The sequence below is a fragment of the Enterobacter cloacae complex sp. SHL021 genome (assembly GCF_049237765.1).
GTDB lineage: Bacteria > Pseudomonadota > Gammaproteobacteria > Enterobacterales > Enterobacteriaceae > Enterobacter > Enterobacter cloacae.
In genome coordinates, this window is the sequence record NZ_JBMKJG010000036.1 from 1 (window position 1) to 26471 (window position 26471).

Consider the following 26471-nt stretch of genomic DNA (forward strand, 5'->3'; position numbering starts at 1 on the left):
CGCTGAAAATGCCGGCCTTTGAATGGGTTCATGTGCAGCTCCATCAGCAAAAGGGGATGATAAGTTTATCACCACCGACTATTTGCAACAGTGCCTCCTCCTGAGGGAAATGTGTCAGGAAGAAATCTATGACCCTTGACGGCGTATGTCAATCAATTCGGAAGGCAACTCTATTCTGACGATTTAGCGCCGGATGGTCTGACGCCAAGTTAGGGTATAGCCTAGATTGACATGCGCGATGCAACCCTTAACTTGCTTGCACCTATCGTTTCCATGCTAGCTTTATCGTAACGCTCAAGAAATTGGGCTTAATGCCGAAAACAATAAAATAAAACAGCCAACCCTTGAGGTTCTTATGCGCCAGAATTTACCAGTGACGGGTCGAAACTTAGAACTCCCAAAAGATGCCAATATTCTTTCGACTACCTCCCCTCAAAGCCATATCACGTACGTTAATCCTGACTTCATTAAAATCAGTGGTTTCACTGAGGAAGAACTATTAGGCCAGCCTCACAACATCGTAAGACACCCAGATATGCCGCCTGCTGCATTTGAGCATATGTGGAGTACATTAAAATCTGGCCGCTCATGGATGGGGCTAGTAAAAAATCGCTGTAAAAATGGCGACCACTATTGGGTAAGTGCTTATGTAACGCCAATAGCTAAGAATGGTTCGATTGTTGAATACCAGTCTGTAAGGACCAAGCCTGAACCTGAGCAGGTTTTGGCTGCGGAAAAATTATATGCTCAATTGAGAAGCGGGAAGGCCGCGAGGCCGAAATTGGCTGCTAGCTTTTCCGTGAAAATACTCTTGCTCATATGGGGTAGTATTATATCAAGCGCAATGGCTGCCGGCATGCTTACTGATACATCAATAAGCAGCTTATTGTTAGCCACTTTAATGTCAGGAAGCTTAAGCTCTGTTAGTGTTTTGGCTATTCTCTCTCCTCTTGGAAGACTGGTTGAAAGAGCCAGGAATATTTCCAATAACCCATTAAGTCAATCCCTCTACACTGGGCGCACCGATGAGTTTGGCCAAATAGAGTTTGCTTTACGAATGATGCAAGCTGAAACAGGCGCCATAGTAGGTCGCATAGGTGATGCATCAAATCGGCTTAGCGAACACACCCGAGGCCTACTAAAGGATATTGAGTCAAGCAATGTACTTACAGTTGAGCAGCAGGCAGAGACAGATCAAATAGCAACGGCAGTAAACCAAATGGTGGCAAGCATTCAAGAGGTTGCGAGCAATGCACAGCATGCTGCAGATGCGGCCGGAAGAGCAGACACTGAGACGGCATCTGGCCAGCGTCTGGTAGCCCACACAAGCCAGTCAATCACTGCCCTTGAAGGTGAAATTAGGCAAGCCACTCAGGTTATTCATGAGCTTGAAGGTCAAAGTAACGAGATATCAAAAGTTCTTGACGTTATACGAGGGATCGCCGAGCAAACGAATTTGTTGGCACTCAACGCAGCAATTGAGGCCGCGCGTGCTGGTGAGCAGGGGCGTGGTTTTGCTGTTGTCGCCGATGAGGTTCGCAGTCTTGCTGCTCGCACACAGCAATCGACAACGGATATTCAAAGCATGATCAGCGCTCTACAAGAGCGAGCGCAATCCGCTGTTACAGTCATGGAGCAAAGTAGTCGGCAAGCGCACACGAGTGTAGCTCACGCAGAGGAAGCAGCTACAGCTCTTGATGGAATTGGCCAACGCGTTAACGAAATTACCGACATGAACGCGCAAATAGCGACTGCGGTCGAGCAGCAGGGAGCAGTAAGTGAAGACATAAACCGCAGTATTATCAATATACGCGATGCTGCTGATACCAATGTACAGACCGGGCAGAATAATTTGCAAAGTGCGAAATCTGTCGCTCAGTTAACTAGCGCTCTGAGCGAACTGGCAAAACAGTTTTGGGAAAAACGAGGATAACGCTTTTCAGTATCTCGACAGGGATAACTTACTTTACCATCGGTTATCCCTTTTAGCCGCACAAATTTTAGCCATGGCTTTTCAGGAAGTCAGGGCTATCAGAATGGCCTTAGAAAGCCTAGTCAAAGAGCTGTCACGAGAACACCGTTAGCTTAGCGTACGATTTTTTCCGAATTCTGCGGTTCCCCCCACCAGTTCCGGCCGTGTATGCCGCCAGCATCGAGACGGGGTATTCGCCGGAAGGAACGGCTCTGCAGCTGGTCCTGAAGACTATTAATTCTGCACAGCAGGAAATCCGGCTGATGGGCTATTCCTTCACCTCACCCGAAGTCGCCGGCGCGCTTGTCAGGGCAAAACAGCGTGGTCTCGATGTGAAAGTGGTTCTGGACTGGAAAGCCAATACAGGCAGGCAAAACAAGGCGAGTCTGGCGGCCATGAATCTTCTGGTCAATGCCGGTATCCCGGTTCGCACAGTGTCGCAGTACAAAATCATGCACGATAAAGTCATTATTGCTGACGGCCGTAATGTTGAAGTGGGGTCTTTTAACTACACTCGAGCCGCTGATCGGGTCAATTCAGAGAACGTGCTTGTCGTGTGGGATGTTCCAGTCGTTGCTCAACACTATCTGCGGCACTGGCAGTCCCGCTGGAATGGCGGTACTGACTGGTATTCATCGTACTAACGATCACATTGAACACATTTTTTCTGCGCCAACAGGAAAATGTATTTTACATTAAATTAATGTGTGCTCTCGCTGCCTATAAAGACATGTAGTATCTTTGTCCAGGTATTTGGTTTAATGCTTGAGGAGGCAGAGATGTCACAGGTCGTTAACGGAGTTACTTCCTCATCGAAACGTCCCTACCGAAAAGGGAACCCACTTAGCGCTGCTGATAAACAGCGATCTTCAGTGGCAAAGAAAAGGGCCACCCATAAAGAAGTTAAAGTGTTTCTGGAACCACAGCTCAAAGAAATATTGATGAAAATGTGTCATGACGATGGGTTAACACAGGCTGAAGTACTGTCCCGGTTGATCCACCGCGAAGCATTAGCCAGAAACATAGCTTAATGGGCTTACTTTCTTGAACCTTTACCCGATGAGTGTTAAATTGCTGCGAGAGTAGAGTTTTTGGTGTGCCACGCCGTAAGGTGGCAGGGAACTGGTTCTGATGAGGTATCTACCCGGGACCAGAAAAGCAAAAACCCCGATAATCTTCTTCAATCTTGGCGGAACGAAAAGATTAACGGGGCCTTCATAAACTGCATAGAACGTGTTGCTCTATGCAGGGAGTATATGTACATGCTCAGAAAACTTCAAGATCAGTTTCTGTGTCATTCGCTCCTTCCGTGCAACATAAGCGCAGGAAGCGGTGACTGATATCCTTCAAAACCACTATTCACAGGTTAAAAACCCGAACCCGGTTTTCACGCCGCGAGAAGGGAAAAAGACCCTGCCGTTCTGCCGTAAGCTGATGGCGAAAGCCGAAGGCTTCACGTCCCGTTTTGATTTTTCCATTCATGTGGCGTTTTTGCGTTCGCTGGGTAAGCGGCACAGGATGCCACCACTGTTGCGCCGGCGTGCAATTGACGCGCTACTGCAGGCAATGTGTTTTCACTATGATCCGCTGGCCAATCGCGTGCAGCGCTCGATTACCAATATGGCCATCGAGTGTGGACTGGCCACCGAGTCAAGGAGCGGCAACCTGTCAGTCAGCCGTGCCACGCGGGCGCTGAAGTTTCTGGCGGAGCTGGGGCTCATCACCTATCAGACGGAATATGACCCGCAGATCGGCTGTAACATCCCGACCGATATCACCTTCACCCCGGCTCTGTTTTCCGCGCTTGACGTTTCTGAGGTGGCTGTGGTGGCCGCGCGCCGCAGCCGTGTGGAGTGGGAAAACCTGCAGCGCAAAAAGCAGAAACTGAAACCGCTGGAGATGGACGAGCTGATCGCAAAAGCGTGGCGGTTCGTGCGTGAGCGTTTTCGCAGCTATCAGGCTGAGCGTAAATCTCACGGCCGGAAGCGGGATACTGCACGGCGGGATGCATCACGGCAGCGTCATGACATCGAGACGCGCGTGCGTCAGCAACTGACCCGCGAATACGCCACCGGCCGCTTCAGGGGCGATAAAGAAGCGCTGAAGCGTGAGGTTGAGCGCCGTGTGCAGGAGCGCATGCTGCTGTCGCGCGGGAACAACTACACGCGACTGGCCACTGTGCCCATATAACATTACCTTCCTTAAAAAATCCGGCCGGCGCCGGAGGCTTTCGCACGCCTGTTGCCCGGCTACTACGTATTATCTTATCTTCAGGCCTGCATTCCTCACCATAATTCCGGTCTTCCTGGCGTCAACGTGGCCTTAAATGTTATCGCCGGCGTCACTTTTAACGGCCGATTTCTGTTATCCACATATAACTGCAAGGGAGTATTTCATTAGGCTACAACCGTGATACGCACAAAGCACATGCCGTCGGGCTTTCAGGGCGCGTGGTTCCTTTTAAACACCAGCTCTGTACCTCTTTTAAAGATCCTTTAATAAATCCTGTAAACACATAACCTGTTCATCGCCTGCCCTGTGGACAGGCTGCAGAGAATGCCCGCCCTTGCAGCGACCTGACGGTCGCGCCGGTTCGGCAACACCAGAGAGAGCTCCCATCGCTTCGCGACGGGCCCCGACCGGAGAACCAAATTAGTTACAGCATTCATAACGTTATTCATCATAAAAACCAGCGCCGGTTTGCCAGCCAGGAGCCCCTCCCCACCACTGAAAAGCGCCGCCGCCCCCGGCCGAAGGCCGGGGAAAGACATCGCTTTTAATGATGGGTGTTGTAACTATTCTTCTTCATCGCTGTGGATAGAGCTGCGGGCAATTCTTTGGTACACGCTCGTAAGCGGCCCTCCGGCCCGCTAACGCGGAGATACGCCCCGGCTGCAGCTGTCGCCTTGTCGGGTCCACTCCGACCGCGTACAGAGGCATCTGAGACATTTTTAGCGGGTATAGCTTTGCAACTACCGTGTTAAGTTCCCTGGTGTCGCTGAAATAACTGAAGAACATCCCCCTAAGCGTCAGCAGCAAGCTGCCGCCGCTAAGGCCCCGGAAATCACGCCCTTTACGTCGTAAACGCCGTAAAGCCCGCTCACCGGGGTTAAAAGGGATTACTTTGACTTCTTCATTGCTGTTAGCGGGTTAAGGCTAATCAGGGCAGGGGGTAGGGTGGCAGAATTTATAGCCCGGCAACCGGCTACGCCGGGCTTTCGGCGCCATTTGACTCCACAGACACATGTAACCTCATCTGGCGCCTCCATGCCGCTGACGCGGCATCAGGAAGTGTAGACTTTAACGTCTGCTTTGTGCCAGGAGCGGAAGTTGTTAATTACAGTTTGCGTGGATCACGGGTCAGGGTCACTCTACTTAATACTACTCGTCCCCACCTTCGGTGATCAGACCTGACTTTTTCAGCTCAACCGCCAGCTCCTGTAAGCTCGGGCGAATTGCTTTTTCCAGACGGGTCATACCATCAATCATCCAGCTAATGATGTCAGGCCAAAGTTCTTTGTTTCCGCCGTCAAATGCTTTTGCACAAACAACCTGGCAGCTTTTTCTCTCAGGCAGTAGTCGCCAATTGAGCATCCCACCAAACTGCGACTCAATATGCGTTTTGCGCTCTGACAGACGCTCAAACAGCCATGTATTTTCTACCGCATCTGAACGTGAAATATTGAGCTGAATGCGAGCATCTTTTTGCGAGAAGATCACTTCAAAAGGCACGCCACTAACCCCCGAACCCGCTGCCAGCCAATGGTCTGTCGTAGGTGCTCGGTTGTTAAATAATGAACATGTGCTGGTACGGAATTTTTCCAGTGCTAACGACCAGAACTCACGGCGTAAATAATGTCGTTGTTGCAGTTCGCTACTGCTTGAGGTGGACTGCTCTTCTGCCTCTTTCTGCGCCATTCCAATCATGTAGGATTCCGCTTCAGGAGTCGGAATGACCTGCCGTATATCGACAAAAACATCCTCGGCAAAGAGGTACGGCGTCGCTTTGAAGCATTGCACTCGGATGCCAAACTGCATTAGCCATAGTGCAGTATTGGTAACTTCTTTGCGGAAATTCGCCGCTACCATGATAACGCGCTGTGTCCCTTTTCGATTGAGCACACCTTCTTTCAAACTTTCCCAGCCCATAAATTCTGCAATAACTTCTGCCGCAGGGCGGATTTCCGAGGGTTCATGTTGTGTAAGATAAAGCTGAAAAATTTCGACAACGCTTTCCTGACGAAGGTTGGCGCAGTAACCCGCATACTTCAGCGCCTGCCAGACCACGTCACGCCCTGAATCATCAAGTTTATTCTCGATAATGACCAAGTTGCCTTTTTTGTCGATAGCCAGCAGATCGAGACGTTCGTTAGTCTCATCAAAACCAGCAAACTCTTTCTGAATAATTAAAAGTTCGTCCTCTTTATCATCTTTCTTAGTCAACGCTTGAGGATTGTTTGCCAGCCACTCTTGCAAATGATCGCGTTCGCGAAAACCAAGACTGCTAAAAGAGACTTCCATGAGCGACTTGAGGCTATTGTTTTGCCGATCAATCTTATACATTTTCTATCTCACATCCTGATTGTTTTGCTTCTGGCAGAATTATCTTATTTGGGTTTGAGGGTAATGGAACGGAAACGTACGCTAAGAAGATAATTGTTTGTTTATATTGAAATTTAAATTTCTCAATTCCCCATTTATCATATCCTCCGGTAGCGTGAGCTGACAAGCTCCCTGTTGACTCACACCTAATGCTGCTAGCAATGTCCGTAGATCGCTCATAGCGGACTGCGCTCACTTACTGCTGTGAGCGTTACATTGAGTTTAATGCCAGCCAGGTATAGTCAGGTTGACAGTACTTGTTTCAGACCTTCGTCATTAAAAACGGTTCCGGTCTTCAGGACGCCATAACACCAGTGCACCAGTTTCCGCATCAGCGCGCCAATGGCCACCATTTTAGGTTTACCCCGCAGGCACATCTCATCGTAGGTAATGACTCCAAATTATTGATAGTGTTTTATGTTCAGATAATGCCCGATGACTTTGTCATGCAACTCCACCGATTTTGAGAACGACAGCGACTTCCGTCCCAGCCTTGCCAGATGCTGCCTCAGATTCAGGTTATGCCGCTCATTTCGCTGCGTATATCGCTTGCTGATAACGTGCAGTTTTCCCTTCAGGCGGGATTCATACAGTGGCCAGCCATCCGTCATCCATATCACCCAAAGGGTGACAGCAGGCTCATAAGACGCTCCAGCGTCGCTATAGTGCGTTCACCAAATACGTGCGCAACAACCGTCTTCCGGAGCCTGTCATACGCGTAAAACAGCCAGCGCTGCCGCGATTTAGCCCCGACGTAGCCCCACTGTTCGTCCATTTCCGCGCAGACGATGACGTCACTGCCCGGCTGTATGCGCGAGAATACCGACTACGGCCTGAGTTTTTTAAGTGCCGTAAAATCGTGTTGAAGCCAACGCCCATAATGCGTGCACTGGCGCGACATCCGACGCCATTCATGGCCATATCAATGATTTTCTGGTGCGTACCGGGTTGAGAGGCGGTGTAAGTAAACTGTAGCTGCCATGTTTTACGGCAGTGAGAGCAGAGATAGCGCTGATGTTCGGCAGTGCTTTTGCCGTTCGCACCACCTCGTCAGTAGCTGAACAGGAGGGACAGCTGATAAAAACAGAAGCCACTGGAGCACCTCAAAAACACCATCATACGCTTAATCAGTAAGTTGGCAGCATCACCGAAACTGCCTACCTGATTCGTTTAGCTACGTTCGTATATGAGTCAGAGAATGAAATTTAAACAGGATGCATCACTTGTTGAAACATGTAAGATAAATCTTATCTACGATATTTAAGGAAAGGCACAGCGTGGCGACTTATCGGGCTTACTACGGGCAGGACAGAGATCGTGAATACTTTGAACGCATATTTCAGTCAGCAAACATCAATTTCATCATTGGCTCAGGAGCATCACTGCCTGCAATCAGCGTGTTAGGTGATATTGAAAGCGAGCTTGAGGCTCTGGTCCGCGCCGGAAATGATGATGAATACTTCAGTAAATCTGAGTCTTTTCTGGACAATGTATGGAAGGCAAACAACGTCCTCCTGAAGCGAAGCAGGCCCGCAGAGGTAATCCTTCCTACTTTAATAGATGATGTCGTATCGACACAAAACAACTACGCGAAGCTCATGCGGGCATTAGAAATGCTTCTAACGAGGCGGCGGACTGGATTGCTACCGCGGCGCATCAACCTTTTTACGACTAACTATGATTTGTTCATTGAGGATGCGGCGGTTAAAAATAACAACGTCATTCTGAATGATGGATTCCGTCAGCGCGCTGATATTTACAACCGGACAGTATTCGATGCCAAATGTTTTTATCAGACCATACACGCAACCGGAAACCTTTATAATTACAGCGTGGAACTACCTACGGTGAATCTCATCAAGCTGCATGGTTCCCTTTCCTGGCATAGCTATGATAAGGAAATCTATTATTCCATTAAGGATATGAAGCCAGTTGCGTTCAATACACCAAAGGAGAAGCAGGACTGGGTTATGTCACATCAACTGGTTCTGCCGCGAAAGGATAAATTTCGTGAAACCTTACTTGAAAACGTGTATTACGATCTACTACGGACTTATTCAAATGAGCTGGATAAAGAAGGCTCTTTGCTTATAGTTTTCGGATTTTCTTTTGCGGATGAGCATATTGAAACCCTTACCAAAAAAGCGCTACGAAACGCCACGCTCAAAATTGTTATATTCGCTTACAACGAGGCGGCTAAAGACCTATTTCTTGGTAAATTCCGAGATTATTCCAACGTTGATGTGGTTTTTACTCCTGGAGCTCCGTTGGACTTCAAAAAGATGAATGAAATTATAACCAGCTTTCTTGGAGGTATGAAATGACCTCCGCTTTTGTTAACGAAGAAGCAGTATTAAGGATCGGTGAGGTTCGTGAAGTATCGGGCAGAACACTCAGCGTGCTTGTCGATAAAAATAAAAATCTGAGTGACCTTTTCTATCACGGTAAGGTGCTCAAAAATGTTTCAGTAGGTAGTTTCATCGAAGTCAAAAAAGGCTTCATGAGTCTGATTGCAAAGGTAGAAACCGAGAAGATTGTCGAGGAAAAATCACCTGTTGGTAGCGGAAGCGATTCGCTTCGCTTCCGACGCTATCTTACAGCCTCACTGGCAGGCTACATTGACCGGAACGGGCGCTTTACTGGCGGAACACGCGAGTTACCCCTTATCGGCAATGAAGTTTTTCTGATGTCTGAGGAACAACTTCATCTTATCCACTCGATCGCGCCAGCGGGCGAGTCTGGGCTGAATTTTTCGCGCACCGATCTCGAAGATATTGATATCACTCTCCCGATAAGCGGCCTTCTCAACTCACACATCGCCATCTTCGGTAATACTGGCAGCGGCAAGTCCAATACTCTGGCCGCGCTTTACCAGCATGGCTATGAGGCCCTGAAAAACCTACTAGGCGAAGGATTCAGAAGTCGGTCACGGTTTCTTTTATTTGATTTCAATGGTGAATATGGTGGGAGAAGTTGCATTACGCGCGACAAGGTTGTTTACAATCTTAGCACGCATGATGAAGAGGGTGATCGCATTCCGATGCCTGCTGAGATACTGCTTGAGCATGAGATTCTCTCTGTCCTGACGGATGCCACCGACAAAACGCAGAAACCTTTCCTGAAGCGAGTACTTGAATTCAAAAAGCGAGTGGAGTCGAAGCTGAACCCTCAGTCATATTTTCGTGAAATTCTGAAACGGCGGGTCACCGAAACTCTGTTTGGTTGCGAAAAGAAAAAAAGTGACGACCTGATTGATTTATTCCGTCCCGTACTTAAGGACGAAGACCTGATAGCAGATATTGAATTTTTTTATAACAACGGCGGCGTATGGCGAACTAAGACAGGTGTTTACTTTTCTAATGAAGAAAATACTCATCAGTGCAATATGTACCAGAGGGCTCAGAATTATGAATTTCCCGAAGATATAATGGAAGAGTTGCTGGACTATATGTATGTTCAGCTAATTATTGAATATCTTTCAAGTCGCTCAAATCCTGAACATCTTTCTCCTGTCATCAACCGAATGAGCGGACTGAAAAAAGATATTCGTAAAATTTTCAATACTGCATCCGGCGGAACCATCTGGGCAGAAACGAACTTTGTTGTCCTGAACCTTAATATGGTCAATCTGACCATGAAAAAAACGCTACCACTTTTAATGGCCAAATGGGCCTATTCAGCAAAAAAAATGGATAAGGTACCGTCCACTCTCCATCTCATCATAGACGAAGCACACAATATCCTTTCGAACACCTCGTTCAGGGAATCAGAAAGCTGGAAGGATTATCGGCTCGAAACGTTTGAAGAGATAATTAAGGAGGGCAGAAAATTTGGCGTCTTTGTGACGATATCCAGTCAGCGACCAAATGATATCTCCCCGACTATCATTTCTCAGGCACATAACTATTTCATTCACCGGTTGATAAATCAGAACGATCTGTATGCTATTGAAAAATCCGTTTCCTACATAGACCGCATGACTGAAGAATCTATTCCAACGCTTGCAACCGGCACCTGCATATTCAGTGGCGTGATCTGCCCTATGCCACTTAAGCTTCGTATAAACGAGCTGTCTTTCCGCAAAAAGCCGCACAGCCATACGCTGAATTTTGAAGACCTAATGCTTTAGCCACGGCTGCCGCTTCTCTGAGCAGAACGGCAGCCTGTCTCCCCGTTCAGTGTGAGCAGATCAGCTAATGCTGGAATCGCGTCCGGCTCGGTCACCTTCATAAACGCCGCCTCAAACTAAAGATTCTTCTTGTAGTACTAGCAGTAATTACAAAAAGTGCTTTTATGCTTTTTAAGCATTGCTTTTATATTTTTAATAATGTCAGTTTTTATCCCTCACTCCTTTCTTTTCCTGAGATCCGAAAACTCCAAGTTCCGGATCTGATTCAGCCCCGCCGGCGCGCAGCGGCCCGGAAACACAAGATGTAGCGGTGTTTCCAGCTGTCAGTGACCATATATGTTGTGCCCCTCCCCTGCCCCGTGACCGGCCGCTCACCACCCTGAAAGGGCGCTGTGGTTATTCCGTGTGCGTGGTACACTTCCGGAAACTGTGGAATAACATAAAAGTCGGATCCGGCCAGAGCGGCCGTCAGGTAATTTAATTACGTTGTTATATGGCTGCTTATTATTTTAGTATGTGAAAATCACTCTCGTGAAAGTCACTGTCGCGACAGAGTGGCACTCATCTGACGATGATTGAGGTGTGGTAAAATTGCACGGCTAACTATTCAACTGAGGAAAGGACATGTTTACTGCATTCAATGAGAGAAATGATTTCAGTTATGCTTTTGAAAAAATCCGTAATGCGATTTCCGCGCCAGGAGAAAATAATCTTTATGCTGCAACAGAATTAGGTCTTGGCATTCTGCTCCGTAAATACGAGCAGTTTCGCCAGGAACTGGATGCGGCCGGTGAGCTGGGAAACTGGGAATATGATCTCGATACCTACAATCACTGTATTGCGGTGCTGCAACGTTACTTCACCGGCAATCCATCCGGACTGACAGAACGTGATGCCCGGATTTACAGCCATTACCTGCAGACTGAGCACAAAAGGTTTGTGAAACTGGCTGAAGAGCTGGCTGCCGGCCGCTGACTACGGACAGAGGGCGGGATTTCTCAGGAATATAAAGGGGTAAATGATCAATGACTGATATACAGGCCGCAACTGAGAGTATAGTTGCTGCGACATCCCATCCGGTTTCCGTACAGCTGATTAATCAAGGGGCGGGGATCTGGGGAAACGTGGCAACCGGGCTTATCACTGGCCTGCTTACTGGGGGTATAACACTCACTGGCATCTGGCTGACACATTATTTCACGCTTAAGCGTGAGAGACAGGCGTCAGAAGATAAAATGAAAAAGGAACTGCATTACATTGCCACCGAGTTGGTATTCATGCTTGAACGGTATGCTGAGGGTTGTTTCCGGGTTGTGACGGATGACGGCCAGGATGATGATGCCCCCCAGCCTGAGAGAAAAGCTGTCACGAATTACCCTGAACTGAATCTGATCGATGTCTCCGGTGACTGGCGGACTTTAGAGCCACGTCTTATGTATCGCATCCGTGAACTGCCGGTGCTCCAGGATGAGGCCCACAGGGCAATTGCATATGCCGCCGAATACTCCGACCCTCCTTGGCATAAGGACTATTTCAGGGAACGGCAGTATCAGTTCACGCGCTTGGGCATCAACGCTGTCATTCTTGCCGTCCGTCTGCGCAAGGCAACCGGGATGCCCGAAACACGTCTTACAGGTCATGATGAATGGTCTGCAGTTTCCGTGTTTCGTAAAGTCTGGAGGCGCGAAAGAGCCCTGCGCGCTGCTGAAGCTACCCGCAACAGGGAGTGGAATCAATTAGTGATACCTGATGGAATGTCAAACCAATGAGCGGCCTCTTATCATATTCTCACCCGCAGCAGCCGGCGCAAATGCCGGTGGCCATTGACTATCCCGCCGCGCTGGCCCTGCGCCAGATGGCGCTCGTTCAAGATGAACTACCGAAATACCTGCTGGCACCGGAAGTCAGCGCCCTGCTCCATTATGTGCCCGATTTGCACCGCAAGATGCTGCTGGCAACCCTCTGGAACACCGGCGCACGTATCAACGAGGCGCTGGCGCTGACCCGGGGGGATTTTTCGCTGGTGCCACCGTATCCGTTCGTGCAGCTGGCCACGCTTAAGCAGCGCACCGAAAAAGCGGCCAGGACAGCCGGCCGAGCTCCCGCCGGTAGCCAGGCTCATCGTCTGGTTCCGCTTTCCGATCACCACTACGTCAGCCAGCTGCAGATGATGGTGGCCACCCTGAAAATTCCGCTGGAAAGACGCAACAAGCGTACCGGCAGAACAGAGAAAGCCCGCATCTGGGACATCACCGACCGGACAGTACGGACCTGGATTGGCGAAGCGGTTGAAGCGGCCGCCGTCGACGGGGTGACATTCTCGGTGCCGGTCACCCCGCATACGTTCCGCCACTCCTACGCGATGCATATGCTGTATGCCGGCATACCACTGAAGGTTTTGCAGAGCCTGATGGGCCACAAATCGATTAGCTCGACGGAAGTCTATACGAAGGTGTTCGCACTTGATGTTGCTGCGCGGCATCGAGTTCAGTTTCAGATGCCCGAAGCGGATGCGGTAGCCATGCTGAAAGGGAATATTTAAGTACTTAGGAGAATGATGCTGGCGAACGTCCTGCTCGCCGGGGAGGTCTGTCAGACGTTATCTGGACCAGCTGACGGGAATATCTGCTCTGTATTCCTCATACTGCTCATAGATCGCATGCTGAAGCATCGTAATACGTTCTGACAACCTGTTGGCGTCCGACATATGCCGCCATTCCCCCTCAATAGTGGTTTTCTGTCCATCCGGGAGATTGAGCGTGATCAATACCTTTGTATCACGAATAATCACCCCGTCAGTGAAAGAATTAAGACCACTCCTTACGGTATTATCTATCTGTATAGTTTCAAGTTTCATCTTGTTACCTCCTGTTGACCGGATCCCAAGCATAGATATCTGAATTCAAATTGCCTAGTGAAATGTCTGGATATGCCGCATTTTTCCCCTTATACAGCGAAGCTGGCCAAAGGCCAGCCCGCTTGGATTTATCGCTTTTGCCAGTAGATCAGCATGGCAAGGAACAGGATTGTTGCCCCCTGAGAAGCGGTCAGGAAAGTTTCCAGCAATGACATTATCGTAAAACTCCGCATTATTCAGGTGTGTGATTCAGGGGCCTTAGTCCCCCTTTTACAGGACGTAGTGTTCTGTCACGACGGAAGCCAGGGTTAATAAAAACGATTCGAATATGTCTGCAGGGACGATAGAAATCTTCGTGCGGGTTGTCTCGCTGTAGCCGGCTCTGGAGAGCGACTCGGGGGAGGAGTAGTATCTTCCGGCCACGGATATGATCGAGCCAGCAGTGCTCGCCGCAGTCGAGCGACAGGGCGAAGCCCCGAGTGAGCGAGGAAGCACCAGGGAACAAAACTTATAAATTCTGCTTACGCTCAATGCCTGAAAAATCACCTCCCCTCGGGGTTATCCACTTATCCACGGGCATATTTTTATAAAGTACTTTTTTATTCTTTTTCTTTATTTTACATCTTTTAGGGAGCCTGAAAGCCGCGTACAGTGCGGCCTGAGAGGGGGCCTGTATGGGCAACTGGTAAACATAATATGGGAAATTAATCACGTATCAGTGGGTTTTGTGTCAACAAGCTATGGGATACGCATCAACAAGCTATGGGAAAGAGGTCAAGTTCAGTTCTCAATTATCCACTTGTGGATAAAGTGCAGATTTTTCCGGTGGATAAGTATCGCGATAGCTTGCAATTTCTGTTTTCACTGTCATTATGGGTGGGTAAAAATTTACCCATAGGCATTGAAATGGATACTCAAGCACTCTTGCCAGCTACTAAAACGTTTAAAAAACGCGCCAGTATAAAGCAATCTAACGAATTGACCGAAGCTGCATATTACCTGCCTCTTCAGGCAAAACGTGTGCTGTGGTTATGCCTCATGCAGGCCTATTTTAATGACAGCCAGGAAGATGACTCTGACGTATTGCCGCTCTTCAAAATCAGCGTTTCCGATTACGTCAAATACTTCAATGTCGCTACGTCTGTCGCCAGTCGTGATGTGAAGGCTGGGGTAAATGCTCTGGGCGAATCAACGGTTACCTTTTATCCAAAAGAAGGTGAGTTTGAAGAAGTTAAACGTCCGTGGCTGGCTGAAGCAGGAATGAAGCGAGGCCGGGGTTCCTGGCAGATTGAATTTAACTACAAGGTCATGCCATTCCTGGTCGGCTTAACCTCCCAGTTCACTACCTATTCTCTCTATGACTGTGGCCAGCTTAATAGTGTTCGTGTCATCCGGCTTTATGAAAGCCTGTGTCAGTTCCGGAGCACTGGTGTCTGGATCACCACACATGACTGGTTATGTGAAAGGTTTATGCTCCCTGCCTCGCAGAAAAACAATATTGCTGAAATGAAGCGTACCTTCCTGGAACCTGCTCTGAAGAAAATTAATGAGAAGACGCCATTAAAGGTAACATATACCACTGAAGAAGATGGTCGCTTGCTGTTTAATTTTCTTGATAAAAAACAATAGTCTGTAATTTTTATTTCCTCCCCCCTTAGTTTGTTGCTGACATATGGGGGGATACTGAACTTGCTGTGTTTCCCATAGTGCTTGCCTAACTTGACCTGTTTCCCACACTCCCGACCGTCCGAGAAGTTGACCTGTTTCCCATAGTCCGGGCCGTCCGAGAAGCTGACCTGTTTCCCTTAGTCCGGGCCGTCCGCGAAGTTGACCTGTTCCCCACACTCCCGGCCGCCCGCGAAGTTGACCTGTTTCCCACAGTCCGGGCCGTCTGCAAAGTTGACCTGTTTCCCACAGTCCCGGCCGCCCGCGAAGTTGACCTGTTTCCCATAATCCGGGCCGTCCGCGAAGTTGACCTGTTCCCCACACTCCCGGCCGCCCGTGAAGTTGACCTGTTTCCCATAGTCCGGGCCGTCCGCGAAGTTGACCTGTTTCCCATAGTCCGGAGCGTCCATTAAAGTTGACCTGTTTCCCACAGAGGATGGAAAACTCTTCTTGTGCTGAGCGTAAGAGCTATCTGCCGGAACGGTTCCTCTTCGCTTCCTCGCCAGTTCGCTCGCTACGCTCGGTTACATGGCTGCGGCGAGCGCTGATACATAAGGCTCAGCATTGCACTGGTCGTAACTAAAATCAGAATCCTTCTGAATGACTCTCCTGTCTTGCAAGTTGAATACCTTTCTCAAAGCCCTTTTGTATGAGTTGCTGTTGATGGTCAAAAGTGCGTCTGCGTGTTGCTGCAGTGTGATTTAGTAGCACGCCCGTCGAGCTTCATCCCCCTTCTGTTGAGAGCGAAATCAAAACAATATGATTTTTTTCTTGCAACATGACACTTTTTGTTCAAAATGACAAAAAACGTCATGAGGTGATAAATGGACAATATTGAGCAGTTACGGAAAGTCGCTACACGTGCAGGTAAGCTTCTGACATCTTTGAGCGAAAGTATCCGACAGCAAAAAGAGGAATTGAAGCTTACCGAGTTCTATCAGGAATACAGCAAAGCCGCTCTGTATAAGCTGCCTAAGCTCAGTAAAGGCAGTGTTGAGTATGCTGTGTCCGAAATGGAAGCCGGTGGCTACATTTTTAAAAAGAAACCTTCTGGTAATACGATGAAATACGCGATGACGATTCAGAATGTCATCGATCTGTATAACCATCGTAAAGTACCGAAGTACAGGGATCGCTTCGATAAAGCCTTTACGATTTTTGTATGTAATCTTAAAGGTGGTGGTTCCAAGACAGTTTCTACCGCTTCATTATCACATGCTTTTCGAGCTCATCCTCAGCTTCTGTTCGAAGACCTGCGTATTCTGGCCATCGATTTCGATCCGCAGGCATCTCTGACAATGTTCCTGAGCCATGAGAATTCAGTGGGCTTGGTTGAAAATACGGCTGCTCAGGCCATGCTCCAGAACGTGTCTCGTGAAGAATTACTTTCCGATTTTATAGTACCGTCTATTATCCCTGGTGTTGATGTAATCCCCGCTTCCATTGACGATGCATTCCTTGCTGAAGGCTGGAAGGGATTGTGTGAAGAACATCTGCCAGGGAAAAATATTCATGCGGTGCTTAAAGAGAACATTATCGACAAGCTCCAGCATGACTACGACTTTATTTTCCTTGATAGTGGTCCTCACCTTGATGCGTTCCTGAAAAACTGCATTGGGGCGGCAGACCTGATGTTGACCCCTCTTCCACCGGCGACGGTTGATTTTCATTCTTCCCTGAAGTTTGTGGCCAGCCTCCCTGCCCTCATAGATTCCATCGAAATGGATGGGCACACCTGCAATCTCATCGGTAATGTCGGCTTCATGTCCAAGATCCTGAACAAGTCTGATCACAAAATTTGCCATAGTCAGGCCAAAGAGGTTTTCGGTGCCGATATGCTAGACATGGTTCTGCCAAGACTGGATGGTTTCGAACGTTGTGGGGAGACTTTTGACACAGTTATTTCAGCAAATCCAGCAACCTATGATGGAAGTACAGAGGCACTAAAAAGCGCAAAATCAGCAGCGGAAGACTTTGCGAAGGCAGTCTTTGATCGCATCGAGTTCATTCGTACTAACGGAGGTATGTGATGTCGAATGAGAAAAGAAAAACCATCGGCAGACAGTTAAATACCCAGGCGTCAATTGCGGAAATGACGGACACCGGTAGAAGCCAGGTATTTACCTTAAAAACCGGCAGGAAGGTAACGTTCAGGTTTGTTCGGGTGCCTGCATCTGAAGTTGAAAGTAAGACCTTCGTAAACCAGGAAAACAACGGAAGAGATCAACTTGCACTGACCAGGGAATCCCTGAAATCCATTATCCAGACGATTAAGTTTCAGCAGTTCTTTCCCTGTATTGGTATTAAGCAAAGTGAAAGGATTGAGATACTGGATGGTTCAAGACGGCGAGCCTCAGCAATTTTTGTCCGTACAGGCCTTGATGTAATGGTTACCGAAGAGCATTTATCAGCTGATGAAGCTCGCCAACTGGCTAAAGATATCCAGACAGCTAAAGAACATAATCTTCGGGAGATTGGCCTGAGATTGATCGCTCTTAAAGAGTCCGGATTTAATCAAAAGGAAATTGCTGAACTGGAGGGGTTATCTCAAGCTAAAGTTACCAGGGCGCTGCAGGCGGCGGCCGTACCGCAAGACTTGATTTCTCTGTTCCCGGTTCAGTCGGAGCTATCGTTTAGTGACTATAAACTTCTTTTAGAAGTTAATGAAAAACTCAGTGAAAAGGGATTAACGCCTGAAGAACTCATTCAGTCTGTATCAGCTCAGCTCGATGCAATTTTGAGTGAAGGCGAGCGACCAGAAGACGAACAGAAAGCCAGTATACTGAAGCTGATTTCTCAGGCATCTCAGGCATTGATAGATCCATCTCCCAAGGAAAAGTCAGTGGTTTCCCCACTCTGGTCTTTTGAAGAAAAGGACAAGTTCGCGCGTAAGCGTGTGAAAGGGCGTACGCTGACTTATGAGTTTAGCCGTATGTCAAAAGTGATTCAGGATGAACTGGACAAGGCTATCAACGAGGTCCTTGACAGAAATTTGAGTCAATAATTTCGCCATGGCGATTTCACATCTAACTTATTGTAATTAGGCAGTTTAGGCTGAGAATTTCAAGGTGAAATCGCCAAAGTTTTACGCCAGTTTCGCTGAAGGAATATCTGACCATCGTGTCGTATAAGCAGGAGAAAGCATCTCCCGTTTCATCTGCCATTCCGGGGCAATACCCCGCCCCGCAAACCATACTTTACCCAGCCCTGAGTTGTTGATCCCGTCCAGAACCTTCATCAGCTCAGCACTGTAAGGGCGTGGCGGGCGTTCGTCGAACAGCTGCAGCTGCGAAACGCCGGAGCCGGTGAAGTCATTCAGCATAACTCCGGCTTTGGCATACCGGTGCCCATCCCTCCAGATACGCTCCAGAGCCGTTGTAGCGGCTGCAATGATGTCCCTGGTGTCCTGAGTGGGTGTAAGAAGTTTTTCCGTAGCCACGTTGCCGTAGTAAGGCTCTTTAATGGCGAACGGAGACGTTTTGATGAAAACGGAAATATGCCGGCAATACTGGTGCTCTTTACGCAGTTTTTCAGAGGCCCGCTCTGCGTGCTGACAGATAGCCTGACGGAGTGACTCGTACTCCGTGATCTTCACGCCAAAACTGCGGCTGCAGACAATTTGCTGTTTCGTCGGAGGGGCTTCCTCAAGCGAAAGGCAGCTTTCCCCGTTCAGTTCCCGTACCGTTCGCTCAAGGACCACAGAAAAATTTTTGCGGATGAAGGCCGGGTTCGTCAGGGCGAGATCGAGCGCGGTCTTAATGCCCAGTACATTCAGCTTGCGTGCAATACGGTTACCCACCCCCCAGATTTCTTCAACCGGCTGCAGTGAAAGCAGTTTCCGCGTTCTCTGCGGATTTCCCCTGGTCAGAGCAAGTACGCCACGAAACTGTTTCCACTCTTTTGAGGCCCACTGGGCTGATTTTGCGAGGGTCTTCGTTGGTCCGGCGCCCACGCCAATGGTCAGGTGGGTACAGTCATACACGTGCTGACGCAGCTGCCGGCCGAAGTCCTCAAGCTCCATACAGTGCTCCACGCCGGTCAAATCGAGGAACATCTCATCAATTGAATACTGTTCCACTCTGGGGGCCAGTTCCTCCAGGCTGTTCATCACGCGCGCCAACATCGAGGCATAAAGTTCATAGTTACTTGAAAACGCATATATTTTTTCCGGGTATCTTTCGTTTTTTATCTGAAACCACGGAGTTTCCATTTTGATCCAGGGCTTCGCCTCGGCACTGCGAGCGATTACATTCCCGTCGTTGTTGCTCAGGACGACTATCGGCTTTCCTTTCAAATCCGGGCGGAAAACACGTTCACAGCTGGCATAGAAGCTGTTCACATCGGCCAGGGCAAACATCAGTACATCTCCCTCGGGCGGTGGATGATATGCGTGACGACGCCAAAGATATCCAGCTCGTCGGGATCAGGATAAATCGGCGACCAGGAGGCATTCATGGGCTGCAGCGTCAGTCGCGGCGTCAGCAGAAGCCGTTTCACCGTAAACTCCCCCTGCATGCTGGCGACAACGATATCGCCGTGCCGCGGCTTTTCAGCACTGTCCACAACCAGCAGATCGCCATTGTACAGACTGCCGTCGGCCATGCTGTCTCCGCTGGCACGCAGGTAGTACGTCGCGCTCGGATGCCGTATGCAGTAATCATGGAGATCCAGATCGGACTCGACATAGTCAGCAGCAGGGCTGGGAAAACCGCAGCTGGCCAGATCGGCAAACAATGGATGGGCCTGTGGCGCGAGTTCTTTCCCGGTGCTGAAAAGTTGTAGTTTCATCTTTCCTCCTGACACTCTAATTTTACTGGTTATACATACAGTGTTCACCGGGAGACCGGTAGAGATCAAGGGGTGAAAGTCCCCGACCATTGAAGGACCAGCAATCCACAAGGTCCCCGAGTCATGCGTTGCATACCGCGAGGTATGGGGCGAAGCGTTGACAGGGGTGTTGACAGGCCAGCCATTGAGCCACGAAATGTATATTAAATTACCGGGTGCCGACGTTGTACTGTTAACGGAAGGCAACATCATAGGGTGCGATACTGCGAGTGCCACATGGACCCGGCGGGGTCTGAGACCCTGGCATGTCAATACGATCTCTACGCGGGAACCGGGAGATCTCCCCTCTGACCATCTGCCAGTGTCGGAGACGGCCCGCACCGGGAAGACGAGGAGTCATAGCCGGTGATGTACGGAGAGGAGAAGTCGGACTCGCTCATAGTAGCGGCGAAGCAGGCGAACAACCCGAAAGGAGCGGAGTCAGTGGAGCGAAGGAGCGGGGCCAAGGGGAACGCGGAACAGCCACACATGCGCCGGACACAGAGCCGGGAAAGCATGTCACAGAGGCTGTCACGCGTGCGGGAAGCTGCGAAGCAGCGGAAGAAAGAACGGTTTACAGCATTGTTCCACCTGCTGACAGTCGAAGCACTGGAAGCCGCATTCCTCTCCCTGAGCAGGAAAGCGGCCGCCGGAGTGGATGGCATCAGGTGGATGGACTACGCCGGAAACATGAAGAACAACATAACAGATCTGCACCGGAGGCTACATCAGGGCAGCTACAGGGCGCAGCCCGGCAGGCGTCACTACATCCCAAAAGCGGATGGAAAACAACGCCCGCTCGGCATCGCCTCGCTGGAGGACAAGATCGTCCAGTATGCGCTGGTGAAAATCCTGAACGCAGTCTATGAAAACGACTTTATGGGGTTCTCATACGGGTTCAGACCCGGGCGAAGCCAGCACGATGCACTGGACGCACTGGCCACAGGGCTGGTACGCACTAACGTAAACTGGGTACTGGATGCCGACATCAGTCAGTTCTTCGACAGGGTGAGCCACGAATGGCTGATCAGGTTCACAGAGCATCGGATCGGCGACCGGAGGGTAATCAGGCTCATACGTAAGTGGCTCACAGCCGGGACGTCGGAGGAGGGTCAATGGCGAGCAACGGAGGAAGGCACCCCACAGGGTGCGGTCATCTCACCGCTGCTGGCAAACATATACCTCCACTACGTCTTCGATCTGTGGGCGCATCAGTGGCGACGTCGCTATGCCACAGGCAATGTGGTAATGGTCAGATACGCCGATGACATCGTCATCGGGTTCGACAAACGATACGATGCCCGGCGCTTCCGTATAGCCATGCAGCGCAGACTGAGGGAGTTCGGACTCACGGTTCACCCGGAGAAAACCCGTCTGATGGAGTTCGGCCGCTTCGCTGCCGAAAACCGTGCCATCAGGGGAAAAGGCAAACCAGAAACGTTCAACTTCCTCGGGTTCACGCACATCAGCGGGAAAGATCGCAACGGCAGGTTCATGCTGATACGAAAGACCCGCCGGGATCGGATGACGGCAACTCTGAAAGCCATCAAAGACGGTCTGCGAAGGCGCTGGCATTACTCAATCCCCGAACAGGGAAAATGGCTCAGGAGAGTGGTTCAGGGATACCTGAACTATCACTCGGTACCGGGCAACTTCCCCACCATGCAGAAGTTCAGGACACACGTAACAAACCTCTGGCGCCGGGCGCTCAGGCGCAGGAGCCAGAAGGATGATACGACCTGGACGAAAGCAAACAAACTGGCAGCCGCATGGCTACCAAGGGTTCGGGTTCTTCATCCATGGCCTGTGGAGCGGTTCACCGCCAGACACCCGAGGCAGGAGCCCGGTGCGTAAATCGCGCACGCCGGGATCTGTGCGGGGGGTATCCGGTAACGGGTATCCCTACCGCGACATATTTAACAGCGTGACGATAATCCAGATCGCCTGCCGGATAATGGTGCCAACTTACTGATTTAGTGTACGATGGTGTCTTTGAGGTGCTCCAGTGGCTTCCATCTCCATCAGTTGTCCCTCCTGCTCAGCTACTGAAGGCGTGGTGCGTAACGGTAAAAGTACTGCCGGACATCAGCGCTATCTCTGCTCTCACTGCCGTAAAACATGGCAGCTACAGTTCACTTACACCGCCTCTCAGCCCGGTACGCACCAGAAAATCATTGATATGGCCATGAATGGCGTTGGATGCCGGGCAACCGCCCGCATTATGGGCGTTGGCCTCAACACGATTTTACGTCACTTAAAAAACTCAGACCGCAGTCGGTAACCTCACGCATACAACCGGGCAGTGACGTCATTGTCTGCGCGGAAATGGACGAACAGTGGGGCTACGTCGGGGCTAAATCACGTCAGCGCTGGTTATTTTACGCCTATGGCAGGATGTGCAGGACGGTGGTGGCACGCGTCTTTGGTGAGCGTACTCTGGCCACGCTGGAGCGTCTTCCGGGCCTGCTGTCGGCCTTTGAGGTCGTGGTATGGATGACGGATGGCTGGCCGCTTTATGAATCCCGCCTGAAGGGAGAACTGCACGTTATCAGCAAGCGATATACGCAGCGAATTGAGCGGCATAACCAGAATCTGAGGCAGCATCTGGCAAGGCTGGGCAGGAAGTCACTGTCGTTCTCAAAATCGGTGGCGCTGCATGACAAAGTCATCGGGCATTATCTGAACATAAAACACTATCAGTAAGTTGGAGTCATTACCAACCAGTTCACCACCTACTCGCTCCGCGATTGTGGCAGTCTTCGAAATCCCCGGACGATCCGCCTTTATGAAAGTCTTGCTCAATTCAAATCTTCAGGCTTATGGGTTACTACTCATGCTTGGTTAAATGACCGTTTCGTCTTACCGGAATCCCAGCAGAAGAACTTGGCAGAGTTGAAACGATCTTTCCTTGATCCTGCACTCAAGCAGATAAATGAGAAAACACCTTTACTTGCTAAGTATAGTATTGATGATTCAGGAAAATTTCTGTTCTCAATAATTGATAAGCAAAATCCCGTCTGACATAAATCAGCACACATGAGCCTGTCATTTGACAAATTTTTGTCATGAAGATGGGCGGATTTCCACACAGCACCGGCGCCCGGTAAGGTGGGCGGATTCCCACACGGCACCGGCGCCCGGCAAGATGGGCGGATTTCCACACAGCACCGGCGCCCGGTAAGGTGGGCGGATTTCCACACAGCACCGGCGCCCGGCAAGGTGGGCGGATTCCCACACGGCCCCGGCGCGCGGCAAGGTGGGCGGATTCCCACACGGCACCGGCGCCCCGCAAGATGGGCGGATTTCCACACAGCACCGGCGCCCGGTAAGGTGGGCGGATTTCCACACAGCACCGGCGCCCGGCAAGGTGGGCGGATTCCCACACGGCACCGGCGCGCGGCAAGGTGGGCGGATTCCCACACGGCACCGGCGCGCGGCAAGGTGGGCGGATTTCCACACGGCACCGGCGCCCGGCAAGGTGGGCCGATTCCCATATCGACATGTATGTAGCTTGTGTTATCTGTGGATTGTGCAGCTCAGCGGGTCGCTGGTCGTATGGCGGAGTGTCCCCCGTAACCGGCCGCGTGCGGCCGCTAACGCGCAGTACGGCGCCGCGTCCCGCAGACGGGCCGCCGTTCCCGCGCGCAGCACTGCGCACCCCCGTGGGGGACGTACGGCAGCTGCGTGGCGGTGAGCGGGATTAGGGCTTTGCAGCTACCGTGTTAAGTTCCCTGGTGTCGCTGAAATAGTTGATGAACATCCCCCTAAGCGTCAGCAGCAAGCTGCCGCCGCTTAGGCCCCGGAAATCACGCCCTTTACGTCGTAAACGCCGTAAAGCCCGCTCACCGGGGTTAAAAGGGATTACTTTGACTTCTTCATTGCTGTTCGCGAGTTAAGGCTAATCAGGGCAGGGGGTAGGGTGGCAGAATTTATAGCCCGGCAACCGGCTACGCCGGGCTTTCGGCGCCATTTTACAACACAGACGGCTTTGTTGAATAAATCGAACTTTTGCTGAGTTGAAGGATCAGATCACGCATCTTCCCGACAACGCAGACCATTCCGTGGCAAAGCAAAAGTTCAAAATAACCAACTGGCCCACCTACAATAAAGCCCTCATCAACCGTGGCTCCATAACTTTCTGGCTGGATGATGAAGCTATTCAGGCCTGGTATGAGTCGGCAACGCCTTCATCACGGGGAAGACCTCAGCGCTATTCTGATCTCGCCATCACCACCGTTCTGGTCATTAAACGCGTGTTCAGGTTGACCCTGCGGGCTGCACAGGGTTTTATTGATTCCATTTTTACACTGATGAATGTTCCGTTGCGCTGCCCGGATTACACCAGTGTCAGCAAGCGCGCAAAGTCGGTTAATGTCAGTTTCAAAACGTTCACCCGGGGTGAAATCGCGCATCTGGTGATTGATTCCACCGGGCTGAAGGTCTTTGGTGAAGGCGAATGGAAAGTCAAAAAGCATGGCCAGGAACGCCGTCGTATATGGCGAAAGTTGCATCTGGCAGTTGACAGCAACACACATGAAATCATCTGTGCAAACCTGTCGCTGAACAATGTGACGGACTCAGAAGCCTTCCCGGGTCTTATCCGGCAGACTCACAGAAAAATCAGGGCAGCATCGGCAGACGGCGCTTACGACACCCAACTCTGTCACGATGAACTGCGGCGTAAGAAAATCAGCGCGCTTATCCCGCCCCGAAAAGGCGCGGGTTACTGGCCCGGTGAATATGCAGACCGTAACCGTGCTGTTGCGAATCAGCGGCTGACCGGGAGTAATGCGCGGTGGAAATGGACAACAGATTACAACCGTCGCTCGATAGCGGAAACGGCGATGTACCGGGTAAAACAGCTGTTCGGAGGTTCACTGACACTGCGTGACTACGATGGTCAGGTTGCAGAGGCTATGGCCCTGGTACGAGCGCTGAACAAAATGACGAAAGCAGGTATGCCTGAAAGCGTGCGTATTGCCTGAAAACACAACCCGCTACGGGGGAGACTTACCCGAAATCTGATTTATTCAACAAAGCCGCGCGGGGCTAACAGGTAAGATGAAATTAAGGTTTTACGAACACTGCCACTGTAATTAATTACCGCTACTTTCATAAATCACCTCAGAATTTTTTGTTGAACTTCTTAGGGTCGAAATTCTCACCGATTTTCTTGAAGAATTCTTTATCAATAATGCCGGGACTCTCTGCTTTTTTACTTTCCTGCACTTCAGGCTCAGACGGTTGTGTATTGTGCAATACACTTTCCGCTGCACCCTTCGCGCTACTCTTATCATGCGTATTGTGCAATACATTTTTTCGGTTTTGCCGCGTTCTATACAGTGCCATCTCAAGCCCTTTGGCTGTTACCGAAAAGCTGTATTCGCTGTCGAGGATTTCAGCAATTTCATGCCGCGTTAGCCCTCTGTCCAGCCAGTTCTCGATTTCATTTAGGCGCAATCTGACAGCAGCCGATAAGTTGCGGGGTTTCAGATCTGCTGGTTTATTCATAACCCCCTCCGTTGTATGAAAATGACTCTACAACACTCGTAAGAAGGGGTCAATCGAGTTTTGTAGTTTATCTGTAGTTTTATTGTAGTCTATTTGTAGTCTGTCACGTTTTTTTGTAGTTTATTTGTAGTTTTATTGTAGTCTATTTGTAGTCTTACAACACTAAGGCAAAACGTTTTTTGTAGTTTATCTGTAGTTTATCTGTAGTTTTTGGTTGCTCAGATGGTCATGCAAGCATGACCATCAAAGAATAGGACGCTTTTTAGCCAAATGCCCCTTAACCTACGGAGATCGCCCTACCAAAAAAAGATGATTTTTTATCCCTTAACCTGCTATACACCTAACGCAGCGTGATAAATCACGCTATCGCACTGATTTAAAAGAAAAAAAACAAAATTTAGCCATGCTGCGGTATTACCCAGGTATTACAAATCAAATCTAAATTACTGATTTAAATAACTTTTTATTTATTACTTTGGTAATACTATGATTTCACCGTATTAGACACCCTTTTTTCGTTTAAAAAATGCACAAATTGAGGACTGAATGGGCTTTGTTGAATAAATCGAACTTTTGCTGAGTTGAAGGATCAGATCACGCATCTTCCCGACAACGCAGACCGTTCCGTGGCAAAGCAAAAGTTCAAAATAACCAACTGGCCCACCTACAATAAAGCCCTCATCAACCGTGGCTCCATAACTTTCTGGCTGGATGATGAAGCTATTCAGGCCTGGTATGAGTCAGCAACACCTTCTTCACGAGGCAGACCTCAGCGCTATTCTGACCTTGCCATCACGACTGTGCTGGTCATTAAGGGGAGCCCGCAGAATTCGGAAAAAATCGTACGCTAAGGTTTTCCGGGCATCCGTAAGGGCCGAAACTTCCCGTCTTCCAGTCTGCGGCTCTGC

Annotated in this window: 26 protein-coding genes and 4 pseudogenes; 19 read left to right on the forward strand and 11 right to left on the reverse strand. The window is 49.9% G+C overall.

Features of this window, described 5'->3' with window-relative positions; all coding sequences use genetic code 11:
* Positions 1 to 355 precede the first annotated feature (355 nt).
* From ACOTZF_RS23915 to repA, 5 genes are all read left to right on the forward strand, one after another.
* The gene (locus ACOTZF_RS23915; protein WP_001323889.1) at positions 356 to 1933 is read left to right on the forward strand and encodes a methyl-accepting chemotaxis protein; all 1578 of its coding nucleotides are present in this window, start codon (positions 356 to 358) and stop codon (positions 1931 to 1933) included.
* A 173-nt stretch (positions 1934 to 2106) separates the two neighbouring features.
* Entirely contained in the window at positions 2107 to 2616 is a 510-nt protein-coding gene (locus ACOTZF_RS23920) for a phospholipase D family protein (RefSeq protein WP_052145515.1), read from the forward strand.
* Between the two features lie 135 nt (positions 2617 to 2751).
* Positions 2752 to 3003 carry a replication regulatory protein RepA gene (locus ACOTZF_RS23925; protein WP_004152385.1) on the forward strand — a complete coding sequence of 84 codons (252 nt, stop codon included), beginning with the start codon at positions 2752 to 2754 and terminating at the stop codon, positions 3001 to 3003.
* A gap of 231 nt (positions 3004 to 3234) precedes the next feature.
* Positions 3235 to 3312 (forward strand): RepA leader peptide Tap, encoded by a 78-nt coding sequence (gene tap / locus ACOTZF_RS23930; protein WP_004171457.1) that lies wholly within the window; start codon positions 3235 to 3237, stop codon positions 3310 to 3312.
* Positions 3305 to 4162: an incFII family plasmid replication initiator RepA gene (gene repA, locus ACOTZF_RS23935; protein ID WP_013023768.1), complete on the forward strand. Its 858-nt coding sequence runs from the start codon at positions 3305 to 3307 to the stop codon at positions 4160 to 4162. Before tap ends, repA begins: the two co-directional genes overlap by 8 nt.
* A gap of 1191 nt (positions 4163 to 5353) precedes the next feature.
* Here repA and ACOTZF_RS23940 read toward each other — a convergent pair.
* The 5 genes and pseudogenes from ACOTZF_RS23940 to ACOTZF_RS23960 all read right to left on the reverse strand — a co-directional run bounded on the left by ACOTZF_RS23940 (position 5354) and on the right by ACOTZF_RS23960 (position 7668).
* On the reverse strand, positions 5354 to 6535 hold the full coding sequence (locus tag ACOTZF_RS23940) for a DUF4268 domain-containing protein (RefSeq protein ID WP_013023770.1): 1182 nt from the start codon (positions 6533 to 6535) through the stop codon (positions 5354 to 5356).
* A gap of 281 nt (positions 6536 to 6816) precedes the next feature.
* Positions 6817 to 6960, reverse strand: a pseudogene (locus tag ACOTZF_RS23945) (IS110 family transposase); the annotation flags it as partial.
* A gap of 15 nt (positions 6961 to 6975) precedes the next feature.
* Complete coding sequence (locus ACOTZF_RS23950; RefSeq protein ID WP_047715686.1) at positions 6976 to 7185, reverse strand: IS1 family transposase; 210 nt, start codon at positions 7183 to 7185, stop codon at positions 6976 to 6978.
* A gap of 5 nt (positions 7186 to 7190) precedes the next feature.
* Entirely contained in the window at positions 7191 to 7349 is a 159-nt protein-coding gene (locus ACOTZF_RS23955) for an IS1 family transposase (protein ID WP_040118406.1), read from the reverse strand.
* 136 nt (positions 7350 to 7485) lie between these two features.
* On the reverse strand, positions 7486 to 7668 hold the full coding sequence (locus ACOTZF_RS23960; protein WP_350339070.1) for an IS1 family transposase: 183 nt from the start codon (positions 7666 to 7668) through the stop codon (positions 7486 to 7488).
* 183 nt (positions 7669 to 7851) lie between these two features.
* Here ACOTZF_RS23960 and ACOTZF_RS23965 point away from each other — a divergent pair, with 183 nt between their 5' ends.
* From ACOTZF_RS23965 to ACOTZF_RS23990, 6 genes and pseudogenes are all read left to right on the forward strand, one after another.
* On the forward strand, positions 7852 to 8898 hold the full coding sequence (locus ACOTZF_RS23965) for an SIR2 family protein (protein WP_032621004.1): 1047 nt from the start codon (positions 7852 to 7854) through the stop codon (positions 8896 to 8898).
* Positions 8895 to 10703, forward strand: coding sequence for an ATP-binding protein (locus ACOTZF_RS23970; RefSeq protein WP_032413492.1), 1809 nt, complete (start codon positions 8895 to 8897; stop codon positions 10701 to 10703). Before ACOTZF_RS23965 ends, ACOTZF_RS23970 begins: the two co-directional genes overlap by 4 nt.
* Before the next feature lie 235 nt (positions 10704 to 10938).
* Positions 10939 to 11184, forward strand: a pseudogene (locus ACOTZF_RS23975) (hypothetical protein); the annotation flags it as partial.
* 143 nt (positions 11185 to 11327) lie between these two features.
* Entirely contained in the window at positions 11328 to 11678 is a 351-nt protein-coding gene (locus tag ACOTZF_RS23980; protein ID WP_000493378.1) for a hypothetical protein, read from the forward strand.
* A gap of 50 nt (positions 11679 to 11728) precedes the next feature.
* On the forward strand, positions 11729 to 12472 hold the full coding sequence (locus tag ACOTZF_RS23985) for a hypothetical protein (RefSeq protein ID WP_000129823.1): 744 nt from the start codon (positions 11729 to 11731) through the stop codon (positions 12470 to 12472).
* Positions 12469 to 13245 carry a site-specific integrase gene (locus ACOTZF_RS23990; RefSeq protein WP_000015958.1) on the forward strand — a complete coding sequence of 259 codons (777 nt, stop codon included), beginning with the start codon at positions 12469 to 12471 and terminating at the stop codon, positions 13243 to 13245. The genes ACOTZF_RS23985 and ACOTZF_RS23990 overlap by 4 nt, the downstream gene beginning before the upstream one ends.
* 57 nt (positions 13246 to 13302) lie before the next feature.
* Here the strand turns inward: ACOTZF_RS23990 and ACOTZF_RS23995 are convergent, their stop codons facing one another.
* Complete coding sequence (locus tag ACOTZF_RS23995; RefSeq protein ID WP_000764642.1) at positions 13303 to 13560, reverse strand: hypothetical protein; 258 nt, start codon at positions 13558 to 13560, stop codon at positions 13303 to 13305.
* Positions 13561 to 13688: 128 nt separating this feature from the next.
* Positions 13689 to 13793 carry a hypothetical protein gene (locus ACOTZF_RS24000; protein ID WP_032409716.1) on the reverse strand — a complete coding sequence of 35 codons (105 nt, stop codon included), beginning with the start codon at positions 13791 to 13793 and terminating at the stop codon, positions 13689 to 13691.
* A 529-nt stretch (positions 13794 to 14322) separates the two neighbouring features.
* On the opposite strand from ACOTZF_RS24000, the gene ACOTZF_RS24005 reads away from it, so the two are divergent.
* A complete protein-coding gene (locus tag ACOTZF_RS24005) occupies positions 14323 to 15189 on the forward strand; it encodes a replication initiation protein (protein WP_004118283.1) in 867 nt (288 codons plus the stop codon).
* A 176-nt stretch (positions 15190 to 15365) separates the two neighbouring features.
* Here the strand turns inward: ACOTZF_RS24005 and ACOTZF_RS24010 are convergent, their stop codons facing one another.
* The gene (locus tag ACOTZF_RS24010) at positions 15366 to 15635 is read right to left on the reverse strand and encodes a hypothetical protein (protein WP_000339857.1); all 270 of its coding nucleotides are present in this window, start codon (positions 15633 to 15635) and stop codon (positions 15366 to 15368) included.
* 414 nt (positions 15636 to 16049) lie between these two features.
* On the opposite strand from ACOTZF_RS24010, the gene ACOTZF_RS24015 reads away from it, so the two are divergent.
* Both ACOTZF_RS24015 and ACOTZF_RS24020 read left to right on the forward strand, forming a co-directional pair.
* Positions 16050 to 17255, forward strand: coding sequence for an AAA family ATPase (locus tag ACOTZF_RS24015; RefSeq protein WP_000368714.1), 1206 nt, complete (start codon positions 16050 to 16052; stop codon positions 17253 to 17255).
* Positions 17255 to 18229: a ParB family protein gene (locus ACOTZF_RS24020; RefSeq protein WP_000064119.1), complete on the forward strand. Its 975-nt coding sequence runs from the start codon at positions 17255 to 17257 to the stop codon at positions 18227 to 18229. The genes ACOTZF_RS24015 and ACOTZF_RS24020 overlap by 1 nt, the downstream gene beginning before the upstream one ends.
* A gap of 81 nt (positions 18230 to 18310) precedes the next feature.
* On the opposite strand, the gene ACOTZF_RS24025 is transcribed toward ACOTZF_RS24020, so the two are convergent.
* Together ACOTZF_RS24025 and umuD are read right to left on the reverse strand one after the other, a co-directional pair.
* The gene (locus ACOTZF_RS24025) at positions 18311 to 19582 is read right to left on the reverse strand and encodes a Y-family DNA polymerase (RefSeq protein WP_001754953.1); all 1272 of its coding nucleotides are present in this window, start codon (positions 19580 to 19582) and stop codon (positions 18311 to 18313) included.
* Positions 19582 to 20013 (reverse strand): translesion error-prone DNA polymerase V autoproteolytic subunit, encoded by a 432-nt coding sequence (gene umuD, locus ACOTZF_RS24030; RefSeq protein WP_172693596.1) that lies wholly within the window; start codon positions 20011 to 20013, stop codon positions 19582 to 19584. The genes ACOTZF_RS24025 and umuD overlap by 1 nt, the downstream gene beginning before the upstream one ends.
* Positions 20014 to 20418: 405 nt before the next feature.
* Here umuD and ltrA point away from each other — a divergent pair, with 405 nt between their 5' ends.
* The 4 genes and pseudogenes from ltrA to ACOTZF_RS24050 all read left to right on the forward strand — a co-directional run bounded on the left by ltrA (position 20419) and on the right by ACOTZF_RS24050 (position 25037).
* Positions 20419 to 21906: a group II intron reverse transcriptase/maturase gene (gene ltrA / locus ACOTZF_RS24035; protein WP_004178082.1), complete on the forward strand. Its 1488-nt coding sequence runs from the start codon at positions 20419 to 20421 to the stop codon at positions 21904 to 21906.
* Positions 21907 to 22057: 151 nt separating this feature from the next.
* Positions 22058 to 22755 (forward strand): IS1-like element IS1X3 family transposase gene (locus ACOTZF_RS24040; protein ID WP_223229472.1). Its coding sequence is split into 2 segments (ribosomal slippage): positions 22058 to 22307 and positions 22307 to 22755, totalling 699 coding nucleotides; the frame shifts between segments, so codons are not numbered across the junction.
* 9 nt (positions 22756 to 22764) lie between these two features.
* Positions 22765 to 23073 (forward strand): annotated as a pseudogene (locus ACOTZF_RS24045) (replication initiation protein); the annotation flags it as partial.
* Between the two features lie 995 nt (positions 23074 to 24068).
* Positions 24069 to 25037 (forward strand): IS5 family transposase, encoded by a 969-nt coding sequence (locus ACOTZF_RS24050; RefSeq protein WP_030005799.1) that lies wholly within the window; start codon positions 24069 to 24071, stop codon positions 25035 to 25037.
* A 139-nt stretch (positions 25038 to 25176) separates the two neighbouring features.
* Here the strand turns inward: ACOTZF_RS24050 and stbA are convergent, their stop codons facing one another.
* Positions 25177 to 25563, reverse strand: a complete 387-nt coding sequence (gene stbA / locus ACOTZF_RS24055; protein WP_001039464.1) for a plasmid stabilization protein StbA — start codon at positions 25561 to 25563, stop codon at positions 25177 to 25179.
* A 581-nt stretch (positions 25564 to 26144) separates the two neighbouring features.
* Here stbA and ACOTZF_RS24060 point away from each other — a divergent pair.
* A pseudogene (locus tag ACOTZF_RS24060) lies at positions 26145 to 26378 on the forward strand (transposase); the annotation flags it as partial.
* Between the last annotated feature and the right edge of the window lie 93 nt (positions 26379 to 26471).